General features: G+C 43.1%; 13 protein-coding genes and 1 pseudogene. 11 read left to right on the forward strand and 3 right to left on the reverse strand.

Annotated elements, in window-relative coordinates; translation table 11 throughout:
• The first annotated feature begins 205 nt into the window (after positions 1-205).
• From KCO92_RS06950 to KCO92_RS06970, 5 genes are read left to right on the forward strand one after another with little or no spacing between them, the layout of a single operon-like run.
• Positions 206-1222 (forward strand): branched-chain amino acid aminotransferase, encoded by a 1017-nt coding sequence (locus KCO92_RS06950; RefSeq protein WP_104696379.1) that lies wholly within the window; start codon positions 206-208, stop codon positions 1220-1222.
• A 25-nt stretch (positions 1223-1247) separates the two neighbouring features.
• On the forward strand, positions 1248-2282 hold the full coding sequence (locus tag KCO92_RS06955) for a PTS sugar transporter subunit IIC (protein ID WP_104696380.1): 1035 nt from the start codon (positions 1248-1250) through the stop codon (positions 2280-2282).
• The gene (locus KCO92_RS06960; RefSeq protein ID WP_199766219.1) at positions 2282-3427 is read left to right on the forward strand and encodes a glycosyltransferase family 10 domain-containing protein; all 1146 of its coding nucleotides are present in this window, start codon (positions 2282-2284) and stop codon (positions 3425-3427) included. The genes KCO92_RS06955 and KCO92_RS06960 overlap by 1 nt, the downstream gene beginning before the upstream one ends.
• Before the next feature lie 52 nt (positions 3428-3479).
• Positions 3480-3707, forward strand: a complete 228-nt coding sequence (locus KCO92_RS06965; RefSeq protein WP_104696381.1) for a DUF904 domain-containing protein — start codon at positions 3480-3482, stop codon at positions 3705-3707.
• Entirely contained in the window at positions 3704-3931 is a 228-nt protein-coding gene (locus tag KCO92_RS06970) for a hypothetical protein (RefSeq protein ID WP_104696382.1), read from the forward strand. The genes KCO92_RS06965 and KCO92_RS06970 overlap by 4 nt, the downstream gene beginning before the upstream one ends.
• On the opposite strand, the gene KCO92_RS06975 is transcribed toward KCO92_RS06970, so the two are convergent.
• Genes KCO92_RS06975 through KCO92_RS06985 form a run of 3 tightly spaced genes read right to left on the reverse strand, consistent with a single transcriptional unit; the run spans position 3932 to position 6166 of the window.
• Positions 3932-4453, reverse strand: a complete 522-nt coding sequence (locus tag KCO92_RS06975) for a DUF3972 domain-containing protein (RefSeq protein WP_104696383.1) — start codon at positions 4451-4453, stop codon at positions 3932-3934.
• Between the two features lies 1 nt (position 4454).
• Complete coding sequence (locus KCO92_RS06980) at positions 4455-5843, reverse strand: aminotransferase class V-fold PLP-dependent enzyme (RefSeq protein WP_104696384.1); 1389 nt, start codon at positions 5841-5843, stop codon at positions 4455-4457.
• On the reverse strand, positions 5825-6166 hold the full coding sequence (locus KCO92_RS06985) for a histidine triad nucleotide-binding protein (RefSeq protein ID WP_104696385.1): 342 nt from the start codon (positions 6164-6166) through the stop codon (positions 5825-5827). Before KCO92_RS06985 ends, KCO92_RS06980 begins: the two co-directional genes overlap by 19 nt.
• A 304-nt stretch (positions 6167-6470) precedes the next feature.
• Between KCO92_RS06985 and KCO92_RS06990 the strand changes: the two genes are divergently transcribed.
• From KCO92_RS06990 to KCO92_RS07015, 6 genes and pseudogenes are all read left to right on the forward strand, one after another.
• Complete coding sequence (locus KCO92_RS06990; protein WP_210647479.1) at positions 6471-6704, forward strand: hypothetical protein; 234 nt, start codon at positions 6471-6473, stop codon at positions 6702-6704.
• A complete protein-coding gene (locus KCO92_RS06995) occupies positions 6655-7530 on the forward strand; it encodes a beta-1,4-N-acetylgalactosamyltransferase (RefSeq protein WP_345719214.1) in 876 nt (291 codons plus the stop codon). Before KCO92_RS06990 ends, KCO92_RS06995 begins: the two co-directional genes overlap by 50 nt.
• Positions 7531-7765: 235 nt before the next feature.
• A complete protein-coding gene (locus KCO92_RS07000) occupies positions 7766-8071 on the forward strand; it encodes a hypothetical protein (RefSeq protein WP_104696256.1) in 306 nt (101 codons plus the stop codon).
• A gap of 246 nt (positions 8072-8317) precedes the next feature.
• Positions 8318-8905 carry an FkbM family methyltransferase gene (locus KCO92_RS07005; protein ID WP_233710545.1) on the forward strand — a complete coding sequence of 196 codons (588 nt, stop codon included), beginning with the start codon at positions 8318-8320 and terminating at the stop codon, positions 8903-8905.
• The gene (locus KCO92_RS07010; RefSeq protein ID WP_158653612.1) at positions 8896-9039 is read left to right on the forward strand and encodes a hypothetical protein; all 144 of its coding nucleotides are present in this window, start codon (positions 8896-8898) and stop codon (positions 9037-9039) included. The genes KCO92_RS07005 and KCO92_RS07010 overlap by 10 nt, the downstream gene beginning before the upstream one ends.
• Before the next feature lie 152 nt (positions 9040-9191).
• Positions 9192-9783, forward strand: a pseudogene (locus tag KCO92_RS07015) (IS607 family transposase).
• Positions 9784-10655: the final 872 nt, after the last annotated feature.

A 10655-nucleotide genomic window follows, 5' to 3' on the forward strand; every position in this document is an offset into this window, starting at 1 on the left:
TTACATTTGATAGTGGCTATCATACAAAGTGTTGTACAAGATGATATTGACTAACTAGCCCCATAACTAAAGCTAGGGGGGTTGGGGGGGGTAAGGTCTCTACCATAATGGGGCTGTGCTGAATCGACAAATCTTGTACAATAAATAGTTATATGGAATATTTTTTGCATATTTTTAATCATTAAAAACTTTGAAGGGAGATTTTATGGCCAATTTAGACTGGAATAATGTGGGTTTTGAGTATATCCAAACGGATTTTCGTTTTGTGGCGCATTATAAAGACGGCGCATGGTCGGCAGGTGAGTTGGTCAAAGATAACCATGTTGTGCTCCATGAGGCTTCCCCCGCTCTGCACTATGGTCAGCAATGTTTTGAGGGCTTAAAAGCCTACCGCTGTAAGGACAATTCGATCAATTTGTTCCGCCCAGAGGAGAATGCCAAGCGCCTCCAAAAATCTTGTCAGCGTCTGCTCATGCCCCCCGTTCCTGTAGACTTATTCCTTAAAGCGTGTACTCAGGTAGTTCAATCCAACGAGAAATGGGTGGGCCCCTATGGATCGGGAGCGACACTTTATGTCCGTCCTCTCGTGCTAGGTGTGGGCAAGGGGTTAGGTCTGCAACCTGCGCAAGAATACTTGTTTATCGTCTTTTGTGCGCCTGTAGGGCCTTACTTCAAAGGAGGAATGCGCCCAGCTAATTTCGTTGTGTCCGAGTTCGATCGCGCTGCACCCAGTGGAACAGGGGCAGTTAAAGTGGGGGGGAATTATGCGGGAAGCTTGCTTCCTGCCAAATTAGCTAAGGAGCAGGGCTTTAGCGATTGTGTCTACCTCGACCCAGCTACACGCACCAAGATCGAGGAAGTGGGCGCGGCTAATTTCTTTGCCGTCTCTAAGAAAGGGGTTTTTGTTACCCCCGCTTCCCCCTCCATTCTGCCCAGCATCACACGCATGTCCTTGGTGCACCTAGCCAAAGAACATCTAGGCTTAGAAGTGGTAGAAGGAGATGTCTTCATCAATGCCCTAGAGGAATACAGCGAAGCTGGGGTTTGTGGCACAGCGGCGGTCATCGTTCCTGTAGGGGGTATTTCTTATCAGGGCAAGTTACATGTATTTTATAGCCAAGAACAGGCCGGACCCATCACTAAAAAGCTCTATGAGACCTTGGTAGGCATGCAATTTGGCGACCTGCAAGCACCTCAGGGGTGGATAACTAAAGTTTCTTAATTTTTTTTATGCAAAGGGAGATTTTGTGAAGGATTTCTTGCTCAAGCTTTTGTATGGAATGGCTTTAGCGGTTGTGATCGCCTTAGCTCCCAATGCGATCCTGGGCGCTCTGCTTAAGCCCTATAATCACATCCATGTCATTGCGTTATTTTTAGACGCTTTGGTGATCTTGCAGGCCCTAGTTTCACTCATCACGGGCGTGTTGGTAGGACTTGCTTTTAATTTTAACCCAATGAAATCTGCCATTATTGGTGTAGCGACTTTTATCGCCTCGGGGGTGGTTAAACACGGCGCGCATGGCTTGGTATTGGTGGGCATTGGAGATTTGCTCAATGTGCTCATCATTGCGGCATGCGCGGTGTTGCTCACCAAGTGGCTGGGTGATAAATTTGGATCACTCACCATCATACTCCAACCCATGGTGGTTTCTGCGGGCTGTGGCTGTGTGGGACTCTTGCTTTTGCCCTACACTACTCAGATCACAAAAGAAATTGGGCATGGAATCGTATACTTCACCCAGCTTCACCCTTTGCCTATGAGCGTGCTCATCTCGATCTCTTATGCGATCATTATCATCTCGCCTATTTCTACGGTGGCGGTGAGTCTGATTATCGGAATTAGTGGGTTAGCCTCAGGCGCGGCGAATTTGGGCGTAACTTCCACTACGGCTGTGCTCATTGTGGGCTCTTTATTAGCTAAAAACAAGACAGGGGTGAGTGTAGCAATTTTACTAGGAGGCATGAAGATGATGATTCCCAATCTCTTCAAAGCGCCTATCATGTATGTTTGCATCATCGCTAATGGTGTTGTGGGAGGCTTGATCACCTATTTTTTCCAAATCACTGGTGATGCCAAGAGTGCGGGCTTTGGAATTGTGGGGCTCATTGGACCTATTAAAGCCTATGAAGAAGCCCTATTGCATAACTTAGATCAGCCCTTTGTGCGTGTGATTATTGCTTATGCGCTCCTGCCCTTTGTGGCTGCGTTGATTTTGCATTTTATCTGTTGCAAGCTCTTTAAAGGGTATGGACATCACATCTATCGATTCCAGGCGCATTGATGTTCCAACCATTGCTAGACGCTTATTGTGCGTCTATGCGCATCGATCCACAGACGCACAAACTTCCTTTAGTAGTGGGGTTCTCTCATTGCCCCGAATTTAAAGAGCACGGGTTTGAGCATATTTTGGCGCAGCGCTATACTTTGGAGTACCAAACCTCCCCTTTCAAAGCCTGCGACCTAGTCTTTGGTGCATCATTTCGTCTTGAAGGCTATCACAAGAAAATCTTAGACTTTCCTCAAAAAAGAATCGGCTATACAGGCGAGAATGAGCGCATTAACTTTGATATTTACGACTTTGGCATGGGTTTTGATCACATGCATTTTCATGAGCGCTATTTGCGCGTGCCCCTGTATTACCTGCACTTGTTCAAGCTCTACACCTTGCTAGACACCTATGCAGATCTGCCCTTTAACTTCCCGCAAACACATGGTGTAATTCCCTTTGCGTGTGCCTATGCGCATTTAGATCGATGCGTCAGAGAACAATTAGATTTGAGTGCACGCGGTTTTGCTAGCTTTGTGGCCTCTAATTCCAATGCTCCTGAACGCAACTACTTTTATCAAGAGCTAACAGCGTATCGCCCTATAAGCGGAGGTGGCAAGGTGTATAACACGACGGGGCAACCCGTAGCCAACAAATGGGAATTCCTCAGCCGCTACAAATTCAACCTCTGCTTTGAAAATACCAAGGGTTTAGGCTACACCACAGAAAAGATTGTAGACGCTTATTTTGCTCATACCATCCCTATTTATTGGGGTAATCCTCTCGTAGCACAAGATTTTAATCCTAAGAGTTTTGTCAATGTGCACGACTTTAAAGATTTTCATGAAGCGATGGATTTTGTGCGCTACTTAGACACCCATCCTAATGCCTATTTAGAGATGCTTTATACCCCTCCACTTCATATCAAAGAGGGTAAGGGTACTTTTTGTAATGATTTGAACTTTGCGAAAATTTTAGCTTTCCTGCAAAATGCCATCGCTTGTCCAGAGCTTTACCATGAACATTGCTTCGAGCGCATAACCCATACTTCCATTAGCCGTGCTATCAAAAGCCGTTTGTATGCCCTGAAAGCATATGGACTTAAAGGATTTACCCATTACGATACCAGCGGACTCAAGCGCCCCAAATATCCGCATTAAAGCCTAGATTTTTGCTATAATACCCCCTCATTAGTTTGAAAAAAGGATGTTAATGGGGCAGGATATCTTAGATCAGGTTCACGAAAAAATTGACGATCTATTGATCAAATTCGCACTCCTAGAAGAAGAAAACAAGGATTTACAACTCAAAAATGCGACCCTAGCCACCCAGCATGAGGAAAAGGATCGCCAACTCAACGCTCTCTATGAAGAGATTGCCAGCAAGGACAAGCGTTTACAAGAACTCTATGACAAGATCATGAAAGCTTTTGAAACATGAGTGATAGCCCCTCCTCTCAAACCATCGAAGTGAATATTGGTAATAAGCGTTATAAGATCACTTTAGACGCGCGATTTAGCCAGGAGGCTATCGATGAGATCAAAGACACCTTCCACCTCAAGGAAACTGACCCAATGGACCTTTTCAAGGCCTATATCAACAAGGTGCGCGAGATCTCCGAGCTCAACGCCCAGCTCAAAGAACTTTTAAATAAGATACCCTAGTTACTTCACATTCCCCATATCTGTTACCTTGCCCCACATCAGGCGGTATTTGCGCTTCATGAATTCGATTTCTTCGCGTAGCTTGGTGAGCTCATCTTGCAAGACTTCAATGGTGCGTTTGTCTTCATCGTAGACCTCTTGCATCGAAATCACCGCGTCTTTTAAAAAAACATTTTCGTTTTTATACGCACAAATGGCCTCATCTTTAGCCCCGATTACCTTGTCATGCAGGCTTAAAATAGTGTTAATGGTTTTTTCGACAAAAATAGGATCGAGAGCATTAGCCCCCATATTTTCTAACAAGGCTGGATAACCTGTTTTAGGTACAATATTTTTGCCCATAACACGTTTAGCCAAAACCTGAGTTGCGCTATGCAGATCTATCCAAATGTGCTCTTCATCATGCTTGCTTAAAATGCTTTTATCTTGGATAAGAGCTAAAATACGCTCTTTGGGCAATCTGGAAATCTCCAAGAATTCTTCCAGCTCCATCCAAGTTGCCTCTTGCACCACTTCTTCCATTTCAACCTCCACGCAATGTTTGGATCGCTTTGCTAATGCGATCGATGAGAAAATCTACATCTTCTAAGGTGTGGCTGTAGTGCAAACTCACGCGTAACCAGCCTGGCTTTGTGCCCTTTTCTTGCAACGCGCTAAAGCTACTATCTTGCATATCTAGCAAGTCGTGTCCATAGGGGCCTGCGCACGAACACCCTGCGCGCGTCTCAATCCCAAACCGATGGCTGAGTAAATGCGCCAATGCGTAGCAAGACACTCCACCCGCATTGAATGCAACATTGCCCAATCGTGGAGCATGCACATTGCCATAGATTTGCACGGCGGGAATCTGACTTAAGGCGTGCATAAAAACCTTAGAGAGCATGCTCTCGCGCCGTCTAATGGTGGGCGTGCCGATCTCATCGCGCAATTGTAGAGCTAAAGCCGCTCTAAAGAGCTGTACAAGACCATAGGTGCCCACCTCTTCGCGTACATCTGAGGCTTCGACATACTCCTGTGTGCTGCGACTTACATACTTGACCACCCCACCCCCACTAAAACTAGGAGGTAAGTTTGTATCAATGAGTTGCTTTTTAACCCCCAGGATTCCGCATGTCCCAACTCCTCCTAAGAGTTTGTGGGCTGAGAGAAAAAGGGCATCAAAATCCAAATTTTCCAAGTTATCGTGTGGGCTAAACGCCGCTGCATCAAAAGCCAAACGCGCCTGATAGCGCGCACAGAGTTGAGAAATTTCCCTATAGGGAACGATCATGCCCGTTACATTGGAAGCCACACCTATGGAAACAAGAGGGGTAAAACCATGTGTCTTTTTTCGTGCCTCTTGTAAAGCCACTTCTAGCTTCTCTAGGGAAAAAAGTCCTTGAGGGTCTAACTCCAGACGTACAACCTCACACAATCCCTCGCGCCAAGAGATTTCATTAGAGTGATGCTCATAAGGTCCAATGATCACCTGTGGTAAATCAGCCCCCTTAAGCCCTCCTAGGACTTGGCGACTCTTGGGAGGAATGTAAATGCCTAGAATCTCTTGGAAACGCTTGATAGCATGGCTAGCTCCAAAACCAGCACTCAAGACGATAAAGTCCTCCCCCAAACCCAAACTCTTTTTTAAACGCGCCTTGCTCTCTGTGTACACCTCCTGCATCAAGGAAGCGTGCTTAGACACTTCCGAATGTGCATTGGCATAAAAGGGTAAGAGCTTGAGTACCCGTTTTTCTACAAGGGTGCTAGCCAATCCAGAAGCTGTCCAATCGAAATAGCGCACCCCCTTTTTGAGAATCAAGCTTTCACGCACCTGGGTAAGTTGCTCGATCTTGGATTGTGTTTTAAGCAAGGGTGCAAAAGCCTTGTCCAGAAAGCGCTGCGTGTCTTTTGAACTTAGTGGAGTTTGGGCCATGTGAGCTTTACGCCTCCTAGAATGTGGAAATGCAAATGGGGCACTTCCTGTCCCCCATCAGATCCAATGTTTGTAATCAATCTATAGCCCTTTTGATCGAGACCTAAAACCTTCACCACTTCTAAAATAAAGGCATTGATTTTGGAGGAGAGTTCTGGCGTGATAGCGTTGAAATCTTTCACACCCACTTTAGGAATGACTAGTACATGCACGGGGGCTTTGGGATTAATGTCCTCAAAGGCCAAAAAATCCTGATCTTCTAAAACTTTTTTACAAGGCAATTCTCCAGCTACGATCTTCTCAAAGACATTCTTTTCTGGCATGCAGACCCTTTACGATGATTTGTGGCGTATTATAGCTGAATTTGTTAGTGTTATAGGTTGCTTTAAGAATTAAGATATGGGTGAGCTTGTAGAATTCGATCACCTCCCGCGCGCTAAATCCCACAAGCAACTAAGCTATGGGGATAAGAGGTTAAAGCCAAAGAGTGTCTGAACGCCATAGCCTCACCTTTATCATTCAACACTGCATTTGACATATCCCCATGGTCAGTGATCTGTGATTTAGAAATGCTGCCTGATCTTCATGTGTGCTAGTGTATAATGCAGGTTTTTGTAAGGAGTTTCTTTGTCACTCACGAATCAACAATGCAAGAATTTTTTAAAACGCGTGATTCCTCGATCTTGGCATCAATCCTTAAAACATGCCTATGGTCTTGCACTCTCCTTACCTTCCTTATCTTTTTACTACCACCCCCAAAAGCAAAAAGTTTTTGCCAAAATTACCCCTCTAAAGAATGAAGATTATATCCGTGCTAACCGCCTATGCGGGGGGGGGGGGGAACTATATCCCTTCTTCTAATAGGCATTTACTAATCCCTGACACTCCTGTGCATCAAGGCTATTTTCAAGCAGATCCCAAATCTAGCAATCCCAAAAGCCCACTCAATCCTTGGGCACTTATCCGAGTCAAAAATGAAATCGCCACTTTGGAGACTTGTTTATACTCTATTTTACCCGCCATCCAACGGGGTGTAATCGGCTATAATGATTGCGATGACGGGAGTGCAGAATTGATTTTAGACTTCTGTCAAAAATTTCCCACTTTTGTTCCAGTGGCCTATCCCTATAAAATTACAATTAAAGATCCTCAGGATTTTCATCACCAATTTTACTACTATTGTAACTATGTCCTCTCTTTTATTCCTAAAAACGAATGGATAGTTAAAATTGATGTGGATCACATTTATGATGCTAAAAAGCTTTACAAGAGTTTTTATGGCATTTATTATAAGGACCAGATACTAAGTTATTCTAGAATCCATTTTCTAGTTAAAGATGGGCGAGTTTATGTGCACAATATTTACGATTTTGGATGGCTTGAATCTCATGGAGACCAGAACTTGCACTGCAATCGAAATTGTGAGTTTAGAGTGTGGAATATAGATAGTGCATGTGCTGAAAAACAGAACTTTAAGAATAAAATTTTTGTTGGGGATTCAGAGCTCACTCAATGGCACTTCCCTTTTATCAAAAAAGCTCGTATTCATATGGTTGATAGCCTAGAGTGGATCACCCTAGAGGAATTCAAAATCCACCACGCCAAGCTATTAGGCAACAAAATCGATCCAGACATGCTTGATGAAAAACGCATCTTAGAAATCTATGCCCAGTTCAAACAGGTTTAGTTACGAGAGTATTGTTTGCACAGCGCATCCAAGATCGCATGGATGAGTTTGGGGGTATTGTCCTCACCATGGGTTTTGGAGTGCTGACAACATCAGATGTTAAGTATTTGTACACAACACACAGATATCTCGCATGATTCCTTCATAATTTAGACTTTGCGCCGATCATGAGGGCTTACGGACGATTGTGAACTTTTGCATTAGGATGTAAATATCTTGGGCTCTAGGGATGTCTATGAATACTTTGGAAGCGGTGTTATGGGGCGTGTTGCTGTGCACGGGTGTGTTATGGTTAGGGGTTTTAGCCATGGTGCTAAGGACGAGTGGAAGAGGTGACTTTAGAGCCTTACAGTGGATGGCATTTTGGGGTTTCTATGCGCAGGTGCTGTGTGCAAGCTGTGGAATTGTGATCGACTTGTGTTGTATGTTTTTTGGACATGCATACCCCAAGCTTTGGCCCTTTATGGAATTGCTAGGATTGCTAGGAGTGGGGATGATTGGATGTTGGCTGTTTTGGCATGGAAGGGTGGAGAGAGACTAGAATCGAGCTTGGAAGGGGCTTGCTTGAGAATGAACTTCACGCTGCTATTGGAACAACCAGCGTGCTTTTGAAGCGTTTGCATTAAGGAGAGAAAAGGTGTTTGAGGCATTTCGTCGATTGCTTAGAGGAATAAAGAAACAAGTTGGGCGCACATTAGATCGATATTTGGAGTCAAGATTGGGCACTTCAATTAGGGAAGAGCTTTCAAGGATAAGGGTGGAACAAACAAGGATAAGGGTGGAACAAATGAAACAGTCTAAAGACAAGATTTTCATGTTCAATATACCTAACCTGCATATTTTTCATCATAAATATCCAAATGTTCAAGAAATTACCATGTATCTACCCAATGTTTCAATCGATCTTATTCAAACTTATATAGTCATGAATGATGATTTTTTCGATATTGACACCATACAGCAAGCAGACAAGTACTTTAAAGATGAAGCTAATATTTTGGATATAGGCTCAAATATTGGCAATAACGCTCTCTATTACGCCCTTGTGCGAAAGGCAAAAAAAGTCTATGCCTTTGAGCCATTAAAAGAAACTTATGAGACCTTATGCAAAAACATTGAGCTTAATTCCCTGCAAGATGTGATTATCCCGCACAATACCGCATTGGGAGAGCAAATAGGTAGAGCAAGCATAAAGAATTTTTCTGCTGTCAATATAGGCGGGACTAATCTGAAAAATGATGTAGATGGAAATTTATCTGTTATGAGTTTGGATGAATTGCAAAAAGAAGGTAGATTTGCAGACAAGATTGATTTTGTAAAAATTGATGTAGAAGGCTTTGAGAGTCATGTGCTGCGGGGGGGGGGGTGTTCTTAGAACACCATAGTCCTGCTATACAAATAGAGATTTTTGATAAAAAATACAGTGGAGTGAGCGATATTTTGCGTTCCTATGGTTATAAAATGGTCGAAAAAATAGGCAGTGCGGATTATGTATTTTTAAAAAAATGAATATTGGAGATGTTTTCTCTACTCTGGGGGATTTTGCTTCTACTAGGGGTTGTGTGTTTGGAGATTGCAGTCTTGTACAAGGCGAGAGCATCAATGTACTTTAACTAGTGTGCGTGGTGACATGCATTCTGAGCCAGCATAACTACCACCATTTGATAGTGAGCATTCGCAAGCTCACTTGTAAGGTTTTAGGTGTCAGTATCCAAACTTTGAGAAACTGGGAGAAAAGAGGCTTACTAAAACCCGACAACTATACAAAAGGTGGGGAGCGTAGATACAAGCTAGAGAGTCTTAAAAACATTAACAAGAATATCGTTTTTCATAACGATAACCGCAAAACCATCGCTTATGCCCGTGTTTCTAGCGCTGACCAAAAAGAGGATTTAATCGCTCAAGTGCAGGTTTTTAAGTTACATTGCTCTAAACTAGGCTTTAATTATGAGATAATACAAGACTTGGGCTCGGATATGAATTACTACAAAAAAGGTTTAATTAAACTTCTTAATCTCATCCTAGAAAGTCAAGTAAAAAGACTCGTGATCACCCATAAAGACTGCCTATTACACTTTGGTACAGAGCTGGTATTTGCCATTTGCAAGGCTAAATAAAGAAGTAGAAGCAATTTTTATCAATCAAGGCGATGAAAATATCAATTTAGCCAAGATTAAATTGCTTCTGCAAAATATCTCGTTCTTTTTCAAGCTTAGCTCTTTGCTCTCAAACTTTATTGAGCATCTTTTGTAAGTCGCGTTCACTCTTTACTCCCTTCTCTCGTTCAGATATCGCCTCAGTACTCGCTGTATTATTGTTCACATTGCCTTCCTGAAAACTATCACTACTAGTGCCAACAACATTATCTGATTGTGTGGCCATTGATCAATCCTTCAAACAAGATAAGATTATACAATAGCAATAGAGCCTTATATCCCCCCGCTAGGGGGGGTAAACTAACCAAACGAGCTTGCGAGTGGTTTGCACTAGCAAATGGTTAATTTACAAGCTAACCATTACCTTTCAGGTATCGTTGCGCAAGCTCACTATGGTTAGTTTGTCCTGCGGGGCTATAATCCTGCGAGCTCAATCAAGGTAGCTATGACTTCGGCTAGGGTGTCTAAAATGGATAAAATATAGTCCCAAATTTCAGAATACATTCGGTGAATGTAGCAGATAATTTGATTTTTTTATTGAAAACTTGTGTGTTTCCTTTGACATTCTAAAGAACGATTTATATAGCTAGGCGTATAATCTGGAGATTGTTGTTTTAACTAGCCACACATAGCCGTTCACCGCCGACTCGTGTTGATCTAGCCAAGACCATTCAACCATCACAAATCTACCTCTCAAAAACTTACGCGCGCCTCCCTTGATATGCTATGAAGTGACCAACGCTACTAGGCGCGCAATTCGATATCGTTACTTTGTTAGCGTGCAATTAAGTACCCTTTAGGTATCGCTCACAAGCTCGCTATGCATAATTTGTCGCTCAAGTGTCGCGATGGGCTAAAGAAGAGTTTTTCCATGTGTGATGATTGTTAGCATAGATATGCTTTTATGCCTCATACTTCTTAAACCAGTTCTTAAAGTGCTTCATGCTTTTAAAGTTAAAGGGTTCTAAA

It is taken from the genome of Helicobacter salomonis, assembly GCF_017979425.1.
In the GTDB taxonomy this organism is placed as follows: Bacteria; Campylobacterota; Campylobacteria; order Campylobacterales; family Helicobacteraceae; genus Helicobacter; species Helicobacter salomonis.

What these genes read in the sequence shown, in the direction of transcription:
- KCO92_RS06950 (WP_104696379.1), top strand. Translation starts at nt 206, where the DNA reads ATGGCCAATTTAGACTGGAATAATGTGGGTTTTGAGTATATCCAAACG.
- KCO92_RS06960 (WP_199766219.1), top strand. Translation starts at nt 2,282, where the DNA reads ATGTTCCAACCATTGCTAGACGCTTATTGTGCGTCTATGCGCATCGAT.
- KCO92_RS06965 (WP_104696381.1), top strand. Translation starts at nt 3,480, where the DNA reads ATGGGGCAGGATATCTTAGATCAGGTTCACGAAAAAATTGACGATCTA.
- KCO92_RS06970 (WP_104696382.1), top strand. Translation starts at nt 3,704, where the DNA reads ATGAGTGATAGCCCCTCCTCTCAAACCATCGAAGTGAATATTGGTAAT.
- KCO92_RS06975 (WP_104696383.1), bottom strand. Translation starts at nt 4,453, where the DNA reads ATGGAAGAAGTGGTGCAAGAGGCAACTTGGATGGAGCTGGAAGAATTC.
- KCO92_RS06980 (WP_104696384.1), bottom strand. Translation starts at nt 5,843, where the DNA reads ATGGCCCAAACTCCACTAAGTTCAAAAGACACGCAGCGCTTTCTGGAC.
- KCO92_RS06985 (WP_104696385.1), bottom strand. Translation starts at nt 6,166, where the DNA reads ATGCCAGAAAAGAATGTCTTTGAGAAGATCGTAGCTGGAGAATTGCCT.
- KCO92_RS07000 (WP_104696256.1), top strand. Translation starts at nt 7,766, where the DNA reads ATGAATACTTTGGAAGCGGTGTTATGGGGCGTGTTGCTGTGCACGGGT.
- KCO92_RS07005 (WP_233710545.1), top strand. Translation starts at nt 8,318, where the DNA reads ATGAAACAGTCTAAAGACAAGATTTTCATGTTCAATATACCTAACCTG.